The 19,821-nt window shown below is 55.1% G+C and carries 15 protein-coding genes and 2 pseudogenes; 10 read left to right on the top strand and 7 right to left on the bottom strand.

Translation table 11 applies throughout. From position 1 onward, the window contains the following. Nucleotide 1: 1 nt before the first annotated feature. Entirely contained in the window at nucleotides 2-805 is an 804-nt protein-coding gene (locus J7413_RS17920; RefSeq protein ID WP_209100726.1) for a glucose 1-dehydrogenase, read from the top strand. Further along, on the top strand, nucleotides 793-2,313 hold the full coding sequence (locus tag J7413_RS17915) for a trimethylamine methyltransferase family protein (RefSeq protein WP_209100724.1): 1,521 nt from the start codon (nucleotides 793-795) through the stop codon (nucleotides 2,311-2,313). The genes J7413_RS17920 and J7413_RS17915 overlap by 13 nt, the downstream gene beginning before the upstream one ends. A 266-nt stretch (nucleotides 2,314-2,579) precedes the next feature. On the opposite strand, the pseudogene J7413_RS20585 reads toward J7413_RS17915, so the two are convergent. The 3 genes and pseudogenes from J7413_RS20585 to J7413_RS17910 all read right to left on the bottom strand — a co-directional run. Beyond that, nucleotides 2,580-3,119: pseudogene (locus J7413_RS20585) on the bottom strand (DDE-type integrase/transposase/recombinase); the annotation flags it as partial. A 45-nt stretch (nucleotides 3,120-3,164) separates the two neighbouring features. Beyond that, nucleotides 3,165-3,404 (bottom strand): annotated as a pseudogene (locus J7413_RS20580) (IS3 family transposase); the annotation flags it as partial. A 197-nt stretch (nucleotides 3,405-3,601) separates the two neighbouring features. Further along, nucleotides 3,602-5,176, bottom strand: a complete 1,575-nt coding sequence (locus tag J7413_RS17910; RefSeq protein WP_209100722.1) for an arylsulfatase — start codon at nucleotides 5,174-5,176, stop codon at nucleotides 3,602-3,604. 156 nt (nucleotides 5,177-5,332) lie between these two features. On the opposite strand from J7413_RS17910, the gene J7413_RS17905 reads away from it, so the two are divergent. After that, nucleotides 5,333-6,232, top strand: a complete 900-nt coding sequence (locus J7413_RS17905; protein ID WP_280636608.1) for a LysR family transcriptional regulator — start codon at nucleotides 5,333-5,335, stop codon at nucleotides 6,230-6,232. A gap of 341 nt (nucleotides 6,233-6,573) precedes the next feature. On the opposite strand, the gene J7413_RS17900 is transcribed toward J7413_RS17905, so the two are convergent. Continuing rightward, nucleotides 6,574-6,990: a hypothetical protein gene (locus J7413_RS17900; protein WP_209100718.1), complete on the bottom strand. Its 417-nt coding sequence runs from the start codon at nucleotides 6,988-6,990 to the stop codon at nucleotides 6,574-6,576. A 127-nt stretch (nucleotides 6,991-7,117) separates the two neighbouring features. Between J7413_RS17900 and J7413_RS17895 the strand changes: the two genes are divergently transcribed. Together J7413_RS17895 and J7413_RS17890 are read left to right on the top strand one after the other, a co-directional pair. Then, nucleotides 7,118-7,723: a nicotinate-nucleotide adenylyltransferase gene (locus tag J7413_RS17895; protein WP_348538777.1), complete on the top strand. Its 606-nt coding sequence runs from the start codon at nucleotides 7,118-7,120 to the stop codon at nucleotides 7,721-7,723. Nucleotides 7,724-7,908: 185 nt separating this feature from the next. Beyond that, complete coding sequence (locus J7413_RS17890; RefSeq protein ID WP_209100709.1) at nucleotides 7,909-9,744, top strand: methyl-accepting chemotaxis protein; 1,836 nt, start codon at nucleotides 7,909-7,911, stop codon at nucleotides 9,742-9,744. A gap of 67 nt (nucleotides 9,745-9,811) precedes the next feature. Here J7413_RS17890 and J7413_RS17885 read toward each other — a convergent pair whose 3' ends face one another. Together J7413_RS17885 and J7413_RS17880 are read right to left on the bottom strand one after the other, a co-directional pair. Next, entirely contained in the window at nucleotides 9,812-10,636 is an 825-nt protein-coding gene (locus J7413_RS17885) for a family 16 glycosylhydrolase (protein ID WP_209100708.1), read from the bottom strand. Nucleotides 10,637-11,019: 383 nt separating this feature from the next. Continuing rightward, nucleotides 11,020-11,544 carry an OmpA family protein gene (locus J7413_RS17880; RefSeq protein WP_209100707.1) on the bottom strand — a complete coding sequence of 175 codons (525 nt, stop codon included), beginning with the start codon at nucleotides 11,542-11,544 and terminating at the stop codon, nucleotides 11,020-11,022. Nucleotides 11,545-11,687: 143 nt separating this feature from the next. On the opposite strand from J7413_RS17880, the gene J7413_RS17875 reads away from it, so the two are divergent. The 5 genes from J7413_RS17875 (at nucleotide 11,688) to J7413_RS17855 (ending at nucleotide 18,377) form a co-directional block, all read left to right on the top strand. After that, nucleotides 11,688-12,839, top strand: a complete 1,152-nt coding sequence (locus tag J7413_RS17875) for an acyltransferase (RefSeq protein WP_348538776.1) — start codon at nucleotides 11,688-11,690, stop codon at nucleotides 12,837-12,839. 14 nt (nucleotides 12,840-12,853) lie between these two features. Continuing rightward, nucleotides 12,854-14,344 (top strand): sugar phosphate nucleotidyltransferase, encoded by a 1,491-nt coding sequence (locus tag J7413_RS17870; protein ID WP_209100705.1) that lies wholly within the window; start codon nucleotides 12,854-12,856, stop codon nucleotides 14,342-14,344. Nucleotides 14,345-14,721: 377 nt separating this feature from the next. After that, the gene (locus J7413_RS17865; RefSeq protein WP_209100704.1) at nucleotides 14,722-15,159 is read left to right on the top strand and encodes a hypothetical protein; all 438 of its coding nucleotides are present in this window, start codon (nucleotides 14,722-14,724) and stop codon (nucleotides 15,157-15,159) included. A 61-nt stretch (nucleotides 15,160-15,220) separates the two neighbouring features. Further along, nucleotides 15,221-17,086 carry a cellulose synthase catalytic subunit gene (locus tag J7413_RS17860; RefSeq protein ID WP_209100702.1) on the top strand — a complete coding sequence of 622 codons (1,866 nt, stop codon included), beginning with the start codon at nucleotides 15,221-15,223 and terminating at the stop codon, nucleotides 17,084-17,086. Beyond that, nucleotides 17,061-18,377, top strand: a complete 1,317-nt coding sequence (locus J7413_RS17855) for a DUF3131 domain-containing protein (RefSeq protein ID WP_209100700.1) — start codon at nucleotides 17,061-17,063, stop codon at nucleotides 18,375-18,377. The genes J7413_RS17860 and J7413_RS17855 overlap by 26 nt, the downstream gene beginning before the upstream one ends. Before the next feature lie 252 nt (nucleotides 18,378-18,629). On the opposite strand, the gene J7413_RS17850 is transcribed toward J7413_RS17855, so the two are convergent. Further along, on the bottom strand, nucleotides 18,630-19,778 hold the full coding sequence (locus tag J7413_RS17850; protein ID WP_209100698.1) for a hypothetical protein: 1,149 nt from the start codon (nucleotides 19,776-19,778) through the stop codon (nucleotides 18,630-18,632). Nucleotides 19,779-19,821 lie beyond the last annotated feature (43 nt).

Below are 19,821 nucleotides of genomic sequence, written 5' to 3'. Positions count from 1 at the left end.
GATGAAGCGGCTGGAAGGAAAAGTCGCCCTGGTGACAGGTGCGGGTTCGATGAACGGTGGTATGGGCAATGGCAAGGCCACCGCAATTCGTTTGGCGCAGGAAGGAGCACGCATCTGTGCGCTGGATCTGCATCTGGCGGCGGCTGAAGAGACCTGTGAGTTGATCCGTGCCGAAGGGGGCAGCGCCGTTGCGCTGGCCGCCGATGTCACGCAGGAAGATCAGGTTCAGACTGCAGTTGCCCAGTGCCTGTCCGAGTTCGGCCAGATCGACATCTTACAAAACAATGTCGGCATTCTGAAAACCGGCGGCGCCATGGACAGCACGGTCGAGGATTGGGACCAGTTGGTGCATGTGAACATGAAGGCGGTCTTTTTGCCGACCAAGCATGTCCTGCCGCATTTCGTGGATCGCAAAGCCGGGATCGTAACCAATATTTCCTCGATTGCCGGGCTGCGGTATCTGGGGACGCCCTATATCGGGTATAACGCTACCAAAGGGTCGATCATTTCCTTCACCCGCAATCTGGCGGCAGAGATGGCACCGCACGGCGTGCGCGCCAATGCCATCCTGCCGGGTTTCATCGACACACCCATGGCGCGTGATATCACCGAGCAGAAATCCGAAGATCCGGACGCAATCGACTGGGACGCGCTGGATCGTCAACGTGCCGAACGCATCCCTCTTGGCCGGGTTGGCACACCTTGGGATGTGGCCAATGCCGCTGTTTTTCTATCCAGCGATGAGGCTTCGTACATCACCGGAACTGAAATCACTGTGGACGGGGGCGTTTCATGTCGCGTGTAAGAACAAGATCGGGACGTGCGGCCCGTATACAGAGCCAGAAGGCCGTCCAGACCCGTGTCGCGCCAGTACGACGCAAAATGAACCCGCTGGAAGTGCTGGATCAGGAAGCAATCGAGCGCATTCACGACGCATCTATGGCAGTCCTCGAAGAGGTCGGTATCGAATTCCGCGATGCCGTCGCACTGGAACACTGGCGACAGGCCGGGGCGGATGTTGTGGATCAGCGGGTGCGCATTGACCGTGCGCTTCTGATGGAACTGGTTGGCAAGGCACCGTCCGAGTTTCCTGTGCAGGGGCGCGGAGCTTCCACTGGTTTCATGATGGGCGGCGATACCAGCGTCTTTTGTACCATGAAAGGCGCACCGTTTACGCGCGATCTGGACGGTGTGCGCCGCTCGACGACTGAGGCGGATGTCATCAACTTTGCGCGCCTGACCCAGGCCTGCCCCAGCTTTCACATGGCCGGTGGCTTTACCTGTGAGCCGATGGATATTCCCGTTGCCCATCGCCACCTCTTCATGATGCGCCACCATATGGTCGAAACCGAACTGCCGCTGTTCGGTATCGGGACCTCGCGCGAACGGGCCGAAGATTGCGTGGCGATGTCTCGCATCGTGGCCGGTGATGTGATGGAGAATGCGACATCGATCTTCATGCACGCGTCCGGGAACTCTCCGCTGGTTTGGGACGAGGCAATGCTGGAAGGCGCGCGTGTCTTTGCTGATGCCGGACAGGCGGTGCTGTGCTCGCCATTTGTGCTGGCGGCGGCCAACACCCCAGCGGATGTCGCGGCGACGATTGCTCAGGTGAACGCCGAGGCGCTGGCTGCCATCGCCTATATGCAACTTTATCGGCCGGGAACGCCGGTGGTCTATGGGCAGTATACGGTTTCGATTTCGATGCAATCTGGCGCACCGATGGCCGGAACGCCAGAGGTTGCGCTGATCACGACGGCGATTGGCCAGTTGGCCCGAAAATACGGTGTGCCATGGCGAACGTCGGCCAATCATGCATCGTCAAAGTCGTTTGATGCTCAGTCTGGTTATGAGGGGGCGACCACGCTTTTGACCGCTTTCAACGCAGGGGCAAACCTGATGCTGCATTCGGCAGGCTGGGATGAGGGCGGGTTGGCGATCTGCTACGGCAAGTTCATCGCCGATGATGAACAAAATCAGCTTATGGCACGCTATGCGGGGGGAATATCCCTAGACCGATTTGATGAGGCGATGGATGCCGTGCGGCGGATCGGCCCTGCCGGGCACTACTTGGGCGACAGTTTCACGCTGGATCATTTCCGCAGCGCCTTCGCTATGCCCGAAATGATGGATTTTAACAGCTTCGAGCAATGGACCTCTTCAGGTGCAGACGACATGGCTAAGCGGTGCCGTGAACGCGCACGATTGCTTCTGGACGAATTCCAACCGCCGCAAATGGATGAGGCTGTTCGCGATGAATTGGACGATTTCGTTGCCCGCCGTAAAGAACAGATCGATCCAACGTTCCGCTAGAACAGCCGTTCCAATTCCCGGCGTCCGGGCAAATAGGGGGCTGGGAATAGGAGCGCGGCTGAAATGCGACGATGAGGCATGCTGTAGATCCGGTGGTCTGAGCTGAGGAAACGAACTTGGCACGAGCGCCCGGGGTAAAATCTGCGCTGACAGACATTTGAGGGTATCCGGTAAATTGTCGCCAAATCTAGAATATGCCGATGAGACTAATCAGGGGGCAAAGGCATTTGCGTTTGTTTGGTTGCCTAGATGGATCAGTCATGTTTTTATGCCGCTTCAAGCGCTTTTTTAGGATACTTTCGTTCGAAAGCGACTGAGTTTTTCCAGCTCAGTGCTGAGTATCGGTGGCGCGGATTGTAGAAGCCGTTGACGTATTGAGTGATTGCCAGATCAGCGTCACGGCGTGTTGGTCACAACTTTCGCGAAGTCAGTTCTGCATTGATGGTCTTGAAGAATGCCTCGACTGCAGAGTTGTAATAAAATTGTCTTTGCCGCTCATTGACACCTTTAAGCTGTGCTGGCTTGTTAGCTTTTGGCAATCATGTCAGCAGTATTGCGAACCATGGGCTGGATAGTGAATGCAGTCGTACGGTGGTTGTCGCGGCGTGGCCGATATCTTAAACGCACAGATCGGTAGTCTCCGCTCCATGCGATTACTCACGGCCCAGCCATTGGCGTGCCTTGAGTGCAAATCAAGGATCACAGACAATTATAGCTAATCGTCGCGCATCCATACATAACTGATTTGGCCCCATTCATTTTTGGTTTGGCAGCTTTGCGCGAAAGTCTCAATTCCGGAGATTGGGGCGACATTTCCTTTGGGGCAAAATCCAGGCCTGAGCCCGGGCGGTTAGCCGCCCCTTCTTGGGATGGTTTTCTGGGACTTGCAGCCCTTCTCGTCGTCTTAGCCATTCAGCAAGACCATCACGCACTGGCCAGCCCGCGTCTCGCAAGAAGGCTGCAATTCTTCGATACCCGTATCGGCGATACTGGTGAGTCAGTTCGATCATGTAGGTAACCAACCTGTTTTCATGCGGGCGAGTTCGTGGAGCATGCCTTTGCGTCGAATGGTGGTGACCTAACACGCGACAGACGCTGCTCTCATCAAATGTTCGCTATGATCTCAGGAGGACTACGGAAACCCTTCTATACGACATAAGCTTTAGGATGGTCTGGGTGGCGCCGTAGATTGCTGAAGCTGCGAAAACATCCCAGCTTTGGCAGATGATTTGCGGAAGTTCCAAAAAGTATCGGGAGGCAGCTGTTGATGCCTCCCGAGTGTATATTTTTACTGCGACATTCCGCCTTCGGTCGAGATTTGTTCTTCGACGTGACCTTGGTTGGTTACGTCTGAACCCCGCGGAGGATAGTCCTTAAACGTAGATAAGTGGGTTTGGACGATTTTGGCAGCGGGGCCAAATGCCCACATCTTGTTTCCCATCCAGCGGGTGTACATACCCGATTCCTCAGCCGCTTTTTCGTAAGGATCGCGACGCAGGTTGAAAAGCAATGGTGCATTCAGTTCCTCTTTGGGACCCGCCCATCCTTGGGTCTGGATCGTAAAATGTGCTTTCCAGTCGCGGTAGCGCACGGCTTGCAAGTCTGGGCCCTCGTAGTAGATGATCTCATCACGATTGCTTTCGCTTTCGCCAGTCAGGAAAGACAATTGGTTGTACCCATCCAAATGCACCTGATAGCCCTCATGGCCCTCTAGCAATGATCCGGTCAGATCCTCAGGCCCGCCAGCAGCGGCAACGAGCGTGGGCATCCAGTCAAGACCGGCAAAAATTCCGTTGCTCACGGTTCCGGCTGGGACTTTTCCGGGCCATCGGATGATGGCAGGCACACGGAAGCCACCTTCCCAGGTTGTGCCTTTTTCGCCGTGGAACGGGGTGGTTCCACCGTCGGGCCATGTCATGGTTTCGGGACCGTTGTCTGATGTAAACACAACAATGGTGTCGTCCGAGACACCTAATTCGTCCAGCCGCGCCATGACTTTGCCGACGTTGTCATCAAGTTCTTTCATGACGACATCCTGCAAGCCGCGCCCATCGCCCAGCATGGCCTCGTATTCAGGGCTCAGATGTGTCCAAACATGCGCGCGCGCCGGGGCCATCCAGACAAAGAACGGCGTATCGCTGTCGACTGCGCGGTTGATGAAGTCCAACGTGTGGGCTGTCACCTCGTCGTCTAGCGTTTTTTGCCGTTCAGGCGGGGCCGGGCCATCGTCAATTATGCGTTGTTTGCCAACCAGTCCCCAGCGTGGATCTACGGTTTCATCGACCGTGTCCATTGCATAGGCATGAATGATGTTTCGAGGGCCGAATGTGTCGTTAAAGGCTTGATCTTTTGGCCAATCTGGGTCGGATGTGTATTCCATCGCGTTCAGATGATAGAGCCAGCCCCAATATTCATCAAAGCCCTTCACCGTGGGGAGGAATTTGTTCATATCCCCCAGGTGGTTTTTGCCAAATTGGCCAGTTGTGTAGCCCAGTGATTTTAGCATGTTGGCCAAAGTAGGGTCATTTTCATTGAGGCCCTTTTCAGGATCGCCGGGCAAACCAACTGTGTGCATCCCGGTGCGCACTGGCAATTGCCCGGTGATAAAGGCCGACCGCCCAGCAGTGCAGCTTGGCTGCGCATAGTAATCGGTCAGACGCAAACCGTCGGCAGCCAGTTGATCAAGGTTAGGGGTTTTGATGCTCTTCACGCCCTGATGATAGCTGCCCAGACTGGCCCAGCCGACATCGTCAGCCATAATGACAAGGATATTGGGCTGGTCGGTTTCGGCCAAAACCGGCACGGCATGCACTGCTGCCGTTGTCAGCGTGGCGGAAACCGCAATAGATCGAAGGATGAACATTGTTACCTCTGAGGACATAGAAGGAGAAATCGATGGAGAGAATATCTAACGATCCATTAGGGATAGCGGTTGAGCCTTTCGCGCGGCAACAGCGCTTTACCATGATTTCAGAATGTGAAAACTAAGTCACGAGATCTGAAACAGACAGGCCCCACAATGAATGAAAACGCTTTGACAGCCTTTCTTGCGTTGGCTGATACCGGTAGCTTCCAAGGTGCCGCTCGTGCGATGGATGTCTCCAACGCGTCTTTGTCCCGCTATATTGCGCAGGCTGAGGATCATACGGGACTTGTTTTGTTTCACCGCAGTCGAAACAGCACCACATTAACGCGCGCTGGTCAGGAGTTTTTGCCGATCGCCCAGGCACTGCGAGAAGACCTGGACCGATATGCGACCCGTGTGTCTGGCTTGCGCGAAAACGGGCCTGGCACTTTGCAGATCGGTTGCGGGCCGCTAACCACAAGGACGTTGATCCTGCCCGCCTTGCACGCCGTTCGCAGGATGATACCTGACCTGCGCTTTCATGTTCTGGTCAGTGCCTACGAACGCCCGCTCGACCTATTGCAGGCGGGGGAGTTCGACATATTCCTCGGTGATCTGACCTACACACCCGAAGCGGACGATGTTGAGATCATGGTGATGGAAAAGCAACCCATCCAGTTCGTTGCTCATCGAGATCATGAAATTCACCAGCGCGGCCCGCAAACCATGGCAGGTATCTTTGATTTTCCCTTCGCATCGCCGCATCTCCACAAACACTGGAAAGCCACTATATCGAAAGCCTTAGGGGGCGGTGCGGAAGCCGCCGAAAGGGTCAATGGGCAGCCGCATGTCGAATGTGACGACTACAACCTGCTGCAGGGACTGTTGGCGGAACCTGAGTTCATCGTTGGCGGGATGCAGGATACGTTCGCAGACTTGGTCCAATTACACACAGTGAAACCTATCGCAATGAAGCAGAACCTGACTTGGAACATCTGCGCGGCGCGCAAGTCCCAGAACAGGTCTGCTGCGAGTGAATTGTTTTGGAATGAGCTTTCCATGTATCGGGTTTGAGCGTTGTTTTGAAACAACGGAAGGACTCGATATGACCATCCTCTTGGGAGCACTTGTTCGTCTTCTTGGGCCAGACGGACTTCCGCATTCACGGGTCGAAGAGCATTTGAAGGCAAACGGTCAGCTATCCGCGGCCGTGTCTTGGACAACGGTCACGCTATGTGTTCCGGAAAGATCGACCGCGCACTTCAAGCGAAAGGCGATTTGAACTCCTGACAAACCGCAAACTTTGCGCCGCTGCGCAGGCTACGTGCACCTTTGCTTTGCGATCCGCAGTTAGGGGGCAAAGTGTTGGAGTTCATCTGTCAGCGCGAAGACAAAAGCCTGACAGCGCTGCGCGGTTACTCAAACTCAACGAGCCGTTTGCTCTCGCCCCCGTTCACATAAAAATATTCGGTCAATGTGCGGCCGTCTGGCAGGAGTTCATGTTCCACAGTCAAGCTTTGCGTGCCGTTAAAACGCGAGGCGGGGCCGGCGGGGCAGGTGGTTTTGAAGTTCTTTAGCTCAAAGCCGCCTTTTCGGTGGGTTTTGGTCGCCAGCGCGAAGGGGCCGATTTTGCCCCCTTTGCAGCTTTTCTGCACAAAGGCGATCACCTGTTTCACGTTGTAGCCCTCATGAAGCATCACACCTGTGACATCTGGTGTCTCGGCGTTGATCGTGTAGCCGACAAACTTTTTAGGCTGCGCCTGCGCGGTGGGAGCGATGGCAATAAGCGCGCATGCCAGAAGTGCGAATTTAGGTGTCATGTTGGCTGTCATGGGGGCCTCAACTTTTTGTCTGAAAGTAAGGGCTGCGATTGTGCAGCGCAATACTGGCAACGCCATGTTGGAGACAGTACACGGCTTTGTGGTTGACAGTTTGGGTGCGAAAAGGTCAGGAGGCGGGGTGCCTTACGGATTGCCATATGTCGCGCGGGGTCAGCGGATTGGCCTGCTTGGAGGATCGTTTGATCCGCCACATGTGGGCCATGTGCACATCACACTAGAGGCCATGAAACGTTTTGAGCTGGATCAGGTCTGGTGGCTGGTCAGTCCCAGAAATCCACTGAAATCAGAGGGTCCAGTGCGCCTAGGCCGACGGATGGCCGCGGCGCGCGCGCTGATGCGGCATCCACGGGTGTTCGTGAGCGATTTTGAGCGTCTGGCGGGCACGCGCTATACAGCGCAGACGATTGCAAAGCTTCAGCATGTGGTGCCTCAGGCGCAGTTTGTCTGGCTGATGGGGGCTGACAATCTGAAACAGTTTCACCGCTGGAAAGACTGGAAAGACATTATGGAGCGGGTGCCGGTTGGGGTGCTGGCGCGCCCCGGAGAGCGGATTGAAGCCCGCACCGCCAAGGCCGCGCAGGTGTATCGCGCCGCACGGCTGCACCCGCGCGCATTGCGCTTGCTGAGTCGCAGGCCCCCGCCTGTTTGGGGCTTTGCCGATGTTCCCATGCGCGCCATCAGTTCGACTGAGCTGAGGCAAAGTGGGGTTTGGCTTAAAGATTAGGCAGGGGTTTCGTTGGGTTAGTCGTGGTGCGCCTGGCGTAAGCACCTGTTAACGCAACGGACCTAGTTTGGCCCAAACAGGATTGGCTTGTCTGCCGTTCGCACCGCGCAGGATTCGCGCGCAAATGTCATGTATGTTTGGGGGCACAGCCCGCTGCGATTTGCCGACAGTGTCCTTTTTTATGAATGGCAACGCACCGCTCTGTCGGTGCCAAACTGGGGGCCGCTCTGCGGGTCGAGGCGATGGCCTATATTGTAAACTTTCTGACGCGTCTTTTGGACCGTTTCCTAGGTTTTTCGATTATGGGGCGGCTCTTGCTGCCGATTGTCGGATGTATCGTGGTTTTCTTCACCAGTTCCACTTTGTGGTGGATGAATCTGCAGACCTCTACGCTGAAGCACGCGTTTGAAAACGAAGTGGTCATGGCGCAGACTTTCGTGGCGCCTCCTGTTGCAGCTGCTGTCTGGGACTTCAATGCAGATGGCGCCAATGGTGCGATCGCCGGTATCGTTGAAATCGAAGACGCGCTGTTTGCAAAGGTGTTTGTGGATGGTGAGGTTTTTGCCGAGATGGCCCTGGAGGGTGCAGATCCGGCTGGTTGGGATTCAGGTGTATCTGAAGTTCTGGCAATGGAGGGCGAAACGGCGCGCCTGTCCATCGAAGAGGTCGAATACATCAAATTTCCCGTGCGCCACAGTGATGGTTCCGTTGTCGGGGAAATGGTCATTGGGTTTGACCACTCAAAGGTTGCTGCGGTTGTGAACCAGCTCTACATGCAATCGCTGATTGTGGGTGTTGCGATGGTGCTGGTTATGGCGTTCATCGTTTACATCATTGCCGCCAGTGTGACGCGCCCGTTGAGTGGCATTATTGAGCGCATTGACGGGTTGCGCCAAGGCGACACCGAAGGGGATGTGCCCAGCGACACCCGGAAAGATGAACTTGGACGTCTGGCGCGTGCGGTTGTTGAGTTTGTTCAGACCATCAAGGCCAACAAAGAGTTGGAAGAGCAATCCAAAACAGCGGCGCGAGAGCAGTCTGAAGTGGTTGGCGAGCTGGCGGACGGTCTGAACAATCTGGCGCAGGGGCTGTTGAGCCACCGGATCACAGCCGAGGTGGGCGAAGACTATGAAATGCTGCTCACTGATTTCAACAAAACAGCCGAAGCGCTGGATGATGTGATCGGTCGCGTGTTGGCAACAATCTCGCAGATTGAGGACGAAACCGGCTCTATGGCGGAAGGCACTCACAACCTTTCCAAACGCACGGAGAGCCAAGCGGCGACTCTGGAGGAGACTGCAGCGGCGATCAGCCAGATCACCGAAAGCGTTCAGAATGCCACAGATCAGACCAAGTCTGTCGAAGCGACTGTAGATGCAACCAAGGCTGAGGCACTGCGGGGTGGCGACATCGTGAAGCGTGCGGTTGGTGCAATGCAGGATATCGAAGAGTCCGCTGGAAAAATTTCTGAAATCAACCGTGTGATTGAAGACATTTCTTTTCAGACCAATTTGCTTGCTTTGAACGCAGGTGTGGAAGCCGCGCGTGCCGGTGACAGCGGCCGTGGTTTTGCCGTAGTGGCTTCTGAAGTGCGCTCTCTCGCGCTGCGGTCTGCAACCAGCGCCAATGAAATCAAAGAGTTGATCGACAACTCCACCGACAAAGTTCAGGTTGGCGTAGAGCTTGTGGATGCGGCGGGCAAAGCCATCGAAGAGATCATTACCAAGATCGAAGCGGTGAGCAAACTGGCGGTACAGATTGCGGAAGGGTCGAGAGACCAGGCAACAGCGATCACTGAAATCAACGCAGGCGTGATGGATCTGGATCGGGTGACGCAGCAAAATGCGAGCCTGGTGGATCGGTCAAGCGCGCAGGGGCGTGCCTTGCAAGAGGCTGCGAGTGAGCTTGCTGAGTTGGTTGCGAGCTTTAGGCCCTCATCTGCCGATCAACGCGCGGCGCGAGAGGCAGAGCATGAGGCAGATGCCGAGTATGCTGAGCTGAGCTTCCGCCATTCGGCTTAAGCAAAGAACGCAAAGGAAGGCCGGGGTGCGCATCGCATCCTGGCCTTTTTGCATTGATATGGGGTCTTTAGTGCGCTGGAGTAAACGCGATTTCGCGCACAATGGCTTGTGCCTTTGTGGTGTCAACAGCACGGCCCGCCCAAGGCTCCAGAGCGTCGCTCACGGCCCAGACATTGGCGAATAAAAAGCCCGGCTCTTTAGGCAACAGTGTGTCTGTTTCTGTGACCTCAAAGATCAGCTCATCTGCGACAAACCAGCGAAGCCTGTCGGGTAGCCATTCAAAACTATATCTGCGAAAGCTGTCGGCCGCGTCAAACCCCAAAGGAATAACATGGTTTTGTAAGGCGCCGTCCACAAACCAAGCCACATGCATTTTGGTGGTGTCCTGACCGAGAAACTCGATATCGATTTCGTCGTGGCGGGCGCCGTAATAGGGGCCGGTGTAGGTGAAGAAACCGGTGACGATACCGTCTCCACGGGCAGGGCGCATGACCACAGAGTAGCGGCCATAGTGGCTGGTTTCTACGCGGCGCAGAGATGCGCCAGAGAAGCGGTTTTTACGATCATATTGAGGGCTGAGCGACAGATTCAGCCCTGCTTTGTATGTGACGTTGTCACGTGACCAATCGGTATCAAAGAAAGGGTGCGAAAACGCGTAGTGCGCCGCGCGCCAAACTTCCGGGGATGGGTGGGCAAAGTGCTCAATGAAGCCTTTTGGGGGGGCAATTTGGGGCTCTCCTGCATGCCCAGGAAACGCGCTCAACGTCGAGATCAGGGCGGCCATGTAACAGACTGTGTTGGGCCATCTTTTTGCGCGGGATGTTGGCTGTGGATCGGGTGCAAATTGTGGGGCACAGTCAATTTGAGCGTCAGTCGGGAGGTCATCGATCATCCTTAACATCCCTAATTAAGGTTAACATTGATTAACCTTAATTAGGGATGTTTGAGAAAGCGGGATGCAATAGAAACCTGGTGGATTGGTTAATTTAAGAATTTAGGAAAATTTTATGAACTGGATTGGCAGTCTCTATAACTTACCTTGACCTATGCTGCGTCGGTCTTGGAGGGGGCTTCCTCGCGAGGCGCGAAGCAGGTGTTTTTGCGGCGACCATTTGGGTTTTGATTGTGGCAGGGCAGGCAAAGAGCGCGCGATGGCATTTGTTCTCGACGTGCTGGCGGTGGGGCAAAACGGTCTCTTATTAGTCGTTACCATGCATGTCTACGCGCATGAGCGGGCCATCACCTGAGCGCCTTTGAATCTGCGAGAGCTGTGAATCAACGACATGATCGGGCGCGAATTTCGACACGCCTATTGAGTGGGTTAGAGCCATTGATCTGTGGCAGCGGTTGCGTTTCGCCCGAGGAGACAACGCTCTCAATCCGCTCTGCGTCTTGCAGGCCGTCACGCAAAACCGCAGCGATCGTCTCGGCCCGGCTAAGCGCCAATGCGCGATTGGCACTCCTATCGCCACTGGTGTCGGAATGGCCAATCAGTTGAATGCATGCAGATTTCAGCACCGATGTGTCCAGCACTGCAATCAGTTTTGCAATCTTGAGTTGGGCTGCATCGTCTAGCCGCGTGCCCCCCGCTTTGAAAAATATGTGGCTCTCTCGTATTTCCGGATCCAATGGCGATGCGGTCTGTGGCTGTGTTGGAGGTGCGCGCCGCTCCACGCAATCACGCACGTCAAAGCCGAATTCCTGCATCATGCGCTGACATATTTCAGCCTCCGTCAGGGCGGACCCACGACTGGCCGGTACCAAGGAAAGAACAAGCAAGACCCACAAAACCAAACGCATAACAAACACTCCTTGCAACGAGTCTGCGCAAAGAGGGTTTCAAAAACATGAAGGCCAGTTTTTTGGTCTGCTGTGGTGAAGACAGAATGTTTACGGTTTGTTCACGCGCTTGGCACAGTATTGTCTGTGTTTTGGTAGCGTAAATGGTGAACTGCATGGTTGCAGAAGGGTCTGAGCCGCATAGGCACACGTGGATTGACGCAATGCGTCTGTTTGCTGGTGTGTCCATGGTTGGTCTGCATGTGACCGCCGATGCGCAGGGGCAGCCTTTCCCGGATGTGAGTGCCGCCGAACGGACAGTTCCGATGCTGATCCGTGCGGTTCTGTACACAGCCCGTACAGAGCTTTTCCTGATGATTTCTATTTTGCTCTTGGTGATGGCGCTGGACCGCGCACCGCGCAGCTATGCCTGTGTCATCAGACAGCAATCTCGCCGTCTCTTGGTGCCTTTCGCTTTCTGGACAGTGTTTTTTGCATGTTACGGCCTGCTTAAGGCACACGCTCTTGGCTATGGCACCGTTGAGTGGGCGCGGCTGATGACCTGGCGGGGATGGGTGGGCTTTTTCCTGTTGGGAGATGTGAAATATCACATGCATTTTATCCCAACGTTGTTCGGACTATTATTGATTTACCCGCTGTATCGCGCAGCGCAAAAAGCCCCAATCTTCGGGCTGCTGATTGTGGTTTTCCTGCTTATGAAACAGCAGCTTGATCGCGAAATATTTGCTCTGTTTTGGGGCAGCGAGTGGTTGCCTTATGTTGTGCGTTTGGTGAAAATCGCGACCTACAGTGGCTACGGTTTCGTGGCTTTCGCTATCTACGGCCTTTGGCAGCGCAGCGATCGTGAAACGCTTGAGAGTTGGTTGGGCCCTGTTGCGCTCTTGGCGATCGGTCTTTTTGTTTTCAAACTCTTAGCGACAAGAGATGTTATTGAAACGGGGCGTTGGGATTTTGTGAATCCGACGGCTTACTGGGCAGACTATCTGATGCCGGTTGCACTGCTGGTCGGATGTCTCTGTCTCAGTCATCGCCGTTGGCCCGTCTGGATTTCTCGCGCATCAAAGTATGCCTTTGGCATTTATTTGTGCCACCCTATTTTTCTGGACGTTGCAGAGATTGCCCTGCAGGGCAGCTCTCTCTCCCCAACCATGCTCATCATGCTGGAGTTCATCTGGACCTTGCCAGCGACGGTTTTGTTTGTCTGGGGACTTGAGCGCACAGCCTGTTTGGCATGGACCGTTGGTCTTGGCCCGTTGCCCCGACTAGCGCGCGTTTCGCCCCGTCAGCCCATTTGATTTAGGAGAGGTTTATGCTCACCAGCGTGCAAGATATTGGCATGATTTCAGTGATCAAAGTGGTTAGCAGCTGTTTGACCTCTGCGGATTATGCGATTTTGAAAGCTGCACAGGTGCGTGCCCAGCAGGGAGGCCGCAGTGCGCTTTTGGTGGATTTGCAGGCAGTGCGCAGGATCACGCAGTCTGGTCTGGCCGCATTGCTTGAATTCCAGAGCGAAACGCCGAGGACCGGCGCAGTGGGTTTCTTTGGGGCGCGTCGCCCCGTCCGTGAGGCGATTGCAAAACGCGGACTGCCCCCGCTGCTGCCTTTGTTTGAAACTCAAGAAGATGCGCTGGAGTCGCCTGAGTTTCGCATAAAGCGTCTTGCGGGCGTAAAGTCTGTGATCCTGGTGGCTGGTGCTGGCAGTCGAATGGCACCTCTGACCCAAGAGATGCCAAAGCCGATGCTTGATATGCTTGGACACCCTATTGTCGCACATTTGATGCAGCATATGCAGCGCTTTGGTCTTCGAGATTTTATTCTGAACCCGGGGCACTTGGGGCCTGAGTTTCACGCCTATTTTCAAAGCTCAGCAAATCGAAGTGTCCAATTTGTGAATGAAGGTCATTATCAGGGCAAGGCGTGGATAAAAGCGCCCGTCGGATCAGCGGGCACGCTGCATGCCATTCAGCGCAAAACTTCAGCGTTTGATGATAATTTCTTTGTTCTATGTGGGGATGCGCTGACCGATATCAATCTCGCGGATATGATGGAGCAGCATCGCGCGCGGGATGCGGATGTTACCATCGCAGTACAGCAGGTCCCTGTGGAAGATGTCAACAAATACGGGATTGTGGACGCAAACGCGGTTGGGAGAATTATGGGTTTTGTTGAAAAGCCCGAACCAGAAAATGCGCCCTCAAACTTGGCCAGTGTCGGCATCTATATTTTCAATCCCAGGGTTCTGAAATCTGCGCCACTTTCTGCTGCACATGGCGGAGATATTGCCAAAGACCTTTTGCCTGTGCTCTTGCAATCTGGCGGTCGTCTGGACATCTACGAGGGCAGTTTCTCATGGATCGATATCGGTTGTGTTCGTGACTATTACAGGGCGAATTCTCTTGGTTTGCGTGGTCTTTTGCCTGACGTTCAGCCCGACGGCGCTGAAATCCGTCGCAAAGTGTGGTGCGCCCCCGGAGCTGACGTGGACCCCCGCGCGATCATTGTAGGCCCATGTCACATCGGTCCTGGGGCCGTTGTAGAAGCCGGCGCAAAAATCGAAGGGCCGAGTGTCATTTCAGCGGGTGCGCGGGTGTGTGAGCGGGCGCTTGTGCGGCGTTCCATCGTTATGCCAGACAGCTGCGTGACACCAGGAACCTGGGTGGACGATATGATCGTCTGTGGGGATTGGGCGATAGACCACCGCGTCGCGGACGGCACTGCGCAAATCTGTTCACCACTGGACGGTGTGGTGCGAGTGGCCGCGACAAGCGAATACCCCCAAACAGCAGGCGGGCAGGGGTGATGAGCATGTTCCTTCTCCAGACGCGGCAAATGTGGGAAAAACTGGATGTTTTGGCCATAGCGCTTGCTGTGCTTCTCCTTCTCTGCCCGAATGAGGGTGCGGCCAATGGCACTGTTGTTTCAAAGTCTGCCGATCGGTTCTGGATTTTGTGGGAACGGGTGAGATATGCGGGCGAGCACTGTCCCTTTGGGCAAGACTGCAATGAAATGCGCAGTTTTTCGGCGCGTCCGCTGACCACAAACAACACAGGGTTCATCTTTCGTCTTTTTGGTTTGCAAGCGCCTTTGGCGGGGCCGCAACCCCTGCCCAATACGCATCCTGATGCGCCCTCTTTTTGTGAGAAGTCATCCAGTAGGCCAGCTGTTGAACCTCTTGCTATGCCAAAATCAGAGAAGGTGGAGGTTTTGCGCGGCGTGAAAGCGCTCCATCTCGACCTGTCGAACTTAAAATCCCCGCCAGGATTTCGACAGGATTTTGGCGCGAAATTGCAAAAGCAGTTTTCGGACATTTTGAGGGGCGCAGGCATTAAGGTCGTGTCCAAAGAGGCGCTGGCGCAGATCCCGGGTCAACCTGTCCTGAACGTCTATTTTTCTTTTTCTGATCCGGAAGAGCTTTGTGATTATACCTATTCGGTTTTTGCAAGCCTGTCCCAAGATGTGCTGCTGGCGCGGGATTTGCGCATCAAGGTCGCAGCGGGTGTCTGGTCGTTTTCGACCGGATCCTCAGCGCGGGACCATAAGGGCAATGAAGCGGATGCGATTTTGGCAGTGGCCGCGGCATTTGTGCGCGATCACCAGCGTGTCAACAGCCACTGACCATTTCACAAAGCATAGGACTGTCGATCAATAGAACCTAAGATTGAGGTGCGATCTATAAATGGATCTTTCTGCGTCTGCCACACCTGCAACACAGCAGGATGAACCATATTTCAAAACACAGGAGGCGCGCGTTCCGCCCTTATACGCACCGCTGTCTGCCCGGCGACGGTTGGCTTGGCATTTTCTTGCGGGTGCCAGCGTGGCGTCTGGTACTTCCTACCTGATTTGGAGGTGGACCGTTTCCCTTAATCCTGACGCTTTGGGGTTTTCTGTTTTGGTGGCCGGGGCTGAGACACTCTTCTTCTTAGGTACGTTGTTGTTTTATTTTGATATCTGGGACGAGGGAGATACGGCAAACTCTTCCCCCCCCGTGCGGCGAGCTGAGATCGGGGGAGGGGAGGGGCCCAGCAACATCACTGTGGATGTGTTCATAACCACATTTGACGAACTGCCAGCAGTCGTGGCCCCGTCAATTGCAGACGCATTGGCGCTTGAGCCCCTAGAAGACTTGCGCGTTTTGGTATGGCTCTTGGATGATGGAGATCGGCCGGAAATGGCTGCTTTGGCGCGTAAATTTGGCATTGGCTATTGTGCAAGGCAAGACAACATAGGTTTCAAAGCTGGGAACCTGCGCAACGGTTTGTTCCACACGTCCGGAGATTTTGTCGTGATTTGTGATGCGGATACACGTTTGTTTCCGACATTCTTGCAAAACACACTTGGCTATTTTCGCGATCCAGATGTGGCCTGGGTGCAGACGCCACATTGGTTCTACGACATTCCTGAAGGAAAGAGCTGGGAAGCCTGGCTTAAACAAAGCCGGTTGTGTGTTGGGCGTTCTGATTGGAGGGAGAGAGGGGCGCAGGTTTTGGCATGGCTTACCGGACGCACATGCATCGGCAAAGATCCATTTCTGGCAGACCCCACAATATTTTTTGATGTGATCCAGCGTCGTCGCAATCGCAATGGCGCGTCGTTTTGCTGTGGTGCCGCATCGGTACACCGGCGTGAGGCGATCTTCGCCGCCGCAATTCGCCGCAAAACGCAGCAGGTTTTGCGGCCCGCGCATGGGATTTCATTGCCCGCACAACAGTCTTTGGCGGCCCATCCCATTGAGCCTTATCGATTTCATGTGTCAGAGGATCTTTACACCTCTATTTTGCTGCATGAGGACCAAGAGAGAACCTGGCGTAGCGTGTATCACCCACAGGTGGAGGCGCGCATGCTGTCACCTGTCAGTCTGGAAGCTTGGGCGGCCCAACGTTTGAAATATGCCGGGGGTACTTTTGATATTGCGTTGCGCGACAATCCGTTGTTTCGCCGCGGGCTCAGCTGGCGTCAGAGGCTGCATTACGGTGCGACATTCTGGTCCTACATGAGTGCGCTTTGGGCGCCGGTATTGCTACTGGCACCCGCGTTTTCTCTGGTTACGGGCATTACGCCTGTCACGGCTTACTCTCTTGAGTTTTTTGCCTACTTCCTTCCCGCTGTTGTGTTGGGGGAAGTGGCCATGCTGGCTGCCTGCAAGGGTCACAGCATCGGTGCCGGGCGCACCCTTTCCGTCGCGGGCTTGCCAATTGTGTGGCACGCGCTTGTTTGTGTGTTGCGCGGCCACAAACCGAAATTTGCCCCGACGCCAAAGTTGCCTGTTTTGGGCAAAGGTATGCGTTTTGTGGTGCCGCATATTTTTTTGCTTGTGGGGATGATGCTGTGTGGCGCGATTGGAATTTGGCGCACGCTACAAGGAGACGCGGGATTCAGCGCATCGCTTCTCTGGGTCAACCTATTTTGGCTTGGCGTCAACATGGTGATGGTGGCGGGGCTGCTTCGTACAGTTTTTTGGCAAATGCCTACGCCGAAGTCGGCCCACACCAACCCCGATCCTTTGGAGGAAACCGATGCAGCACGTTCGTCATTTGCCTAAAAAAAATCGCCAGAAAAATCGTGGAAGCGTCGCCTTTATTTTGGGGCTGTTGGCCACGGCTGGGATCGCAATTGGCGCAGACGATTGGGGGCGCACCATGCATGGCAGCGCGATCGCGCCGCTGCCTGTGCATATTGCGCACCAACCGTTGCCTGCGCGCGGCCTGAATGCGCAGGACTGGCAAAATGCAGCCGTCGCATGGACCTATTTTGAAGACCATTTCCAGCCACAGACCGGATTTGTGAACTCAATAGAGGGCTATCCCAGTGCCACGCTGTGGGATCAGGGCTCATACCTGCTTGCGCTTATGGCGGCGCAGGGGTTGGGGGTGATTGATCGAGAGCGGTTTCTTGCGCGCAGTGAAGCCTTTCTGTCTGGTCTGGAGCGGCTTCCGCTGTTTGAAGGACGCCTGCCCAACAAAGCTTATGATACGCGCAGCCTGAAGATGGTTGACTATACAAACAAACCGGTGGCCGATGGGATCGGGTGGTCCGCTCTGGATGTGGCTCGCATGCTCATGGCACTTCGTGTTTTTGAAATAAATGAGCCTGCTTATGGGCCGCGTGTGCGCGTCCTATTGGAGAAATGGGATCTGGCAGCCATGACAGAAGCTGGCCGACTTTGGGGCGCGACGCGTCGGAATGGTGTGACGGAGTATCACCAAGAAGGGCGCATCGGCTATGAGCAATATGGCGCCCGGGCGGCCGCCTTGTGGGGACTAGATGTCTTGGAGGCGAGCACGGCCCGCCCGATCCTGCAATGGGAAAATGTGTCGGGCGTCGATGTGGCAGTCGATCGGCGTCGCTCGGCCAGTTTTGGGGCCATCACGCCTGTGCTCAGCGAACCTTACTTGCTGCAGGCGTTTGAGATTGGACTGAACACCGAAGGTCAGTTGCTGGCGAGCCAGCTTTATGCGGCACAAGAGGCACGGCATCGCGCAACGGGCGAGATCACGATGGTTTCCGAAGATCACATCGATCAGGCCCCGCATTTTCTTTATAGTGCGGTCTTTTCAAATGGGCGTTCCTGGTCGGTGGTTGACGAAGATGGGGAGGCGCATGATGCGCTGCGCACCGTGAGCTTGAAGGCGAGTTTCGGCTGGGATGCGCTGTATGATACGGAGTACACAAATCAAACGCTGCAAACGCTTCAGAATCTTGCCTCTGAGTCTGGCTGGATGGCGGGGCGATACGAATTGGATGACCGGCCCAACACCGCACTGACATTGAATACAAATGCGGTGGTTCTAGAAGCACTGCACTACAAGCATAAAGGGCCATTGCTGCAATGACCCCACCTTATGGTTGGCATGCCGTGCTGCCGAAAAAATCAACGCAAAGCTGGACGTGACATCCTTAGCCATTGTATGCGGCAATCTCTCTCTGTCACACAGTCGTCAGACCCCCGCGTGAGGCTGGGGCAGTGTTATTGACGCATTATATTGGTGCAATCCGGCTCATAAACTTGGCGCGCTTTGATTGAAGCGCGAGGTTGATGAGGGGCGCAGAGGTGGCTTTGAGCGATGCCTTTTCCTAGGCAGAGTCTACAAAGATGATAGCAGACCGGTGGCTGCAAATGTTGAGGCAGCGGCATGTCTGATAACCTCAGCGAGGGAGCGCTGCCCGAGTGTGACGTGTAGCGTTGATCGTGTGCCTTTAGTCGTCTCTAAAAGCGCTGCAGAAAATGTATCCTCAAAGTATCCGGGAGGCAGGGCGACAAAGACGCGCGCCGTAGAGCCTGTGACGTCGCCATTGTAGAGCGTTCTGATGATCTGACCTTCGGTTTGGCGATCGTACAAAGAAAACCCGGCAATGGACACGGAAACTGGCAGCCCACTGGGAAGCAGCTTCGCTTGAGCGGCAGGCATATCGAAGTATGCGACGTGGTCATTCGTATTGCCTTGTTGGATACGAGCAAGAATCTGATCTTCGGGACTGGAAGACCCCGCCCTCAATGATCTGAGATGGGTCAGTTTTCCAGCTGCGGGTGCGTGCAGCCAGGGGGCAGACAGTAGCGTTTTCACATAGGCTTGGCGCGTTTTGAGATGTGTGATTTCCGCATCCAGAAGCGCAAGCGCATCCTGTCGTTTAGACCGGGCCGACTGTTTGAGCTGCGCAATGTCGAACTCGATTTCCCGGATCGCAGATTGCAGCGTTTCACGCTCCAGAGCGGCGCGGATCTTGAGTACCTTTTGGACCGCTGGTGACGTGGTTTCTGCACGAGCCACCAGCTCTTCAACGGCCAGCAGACTCTGGCGTTTTAAGCTGTCGCGCTTTTGTAGGAGGCGTTGCTGCGCAATGAGATCGCTGCGCTTTTGGCCTTCGCAACGATCAACCACGCGATCTTGGTGTTTGGCGTGGTTATGGTATTCATCTGAAAGGTGCGAGTGGCCCGGTGTTGCAGCTTTGCTAACGGACATAGGTCGCTGCAACTGGCTGTAAAGAGCGGTTTGAAGGCAGCTGCGTTCAACCTCTTTTAGCGAAAGGGCCGCGCTTACCTCCTGATGCAGCTGGCGAAGCGAAGCCTGATCAAGTCGCGCCAGCTTCTGGCCAGCAGTGACATGATCTCCTTCCGCAACAAGCATGGTTTGCAGCGGCACATGAGCTGGCAAAACCAAAGACACCTGGGTGCGCTGGCTTTCTAAGACGCCTGAAAAGGTTTGTGTCTGTTTGGCAACAATCTGACGCGCCATTTCAATGGCCACGAACACAGAAAGGGAAAGCCATGCCAGCGCG

Origin of the sequence: Shimia sp. R10_1 (genome assembly GCF_017744095.1) — a bacterium.
GTDB lineage: Bacteria > Pseudomonadota > Alphaproteobacteria > Rhodobacterales > Rhodobacteraceae > Shimia.
The sequence above is the reverse complement of the archived record's forward strand: the minus strand, read 5'-3'. Positions and strand labels throughout refer to the sequence as shown.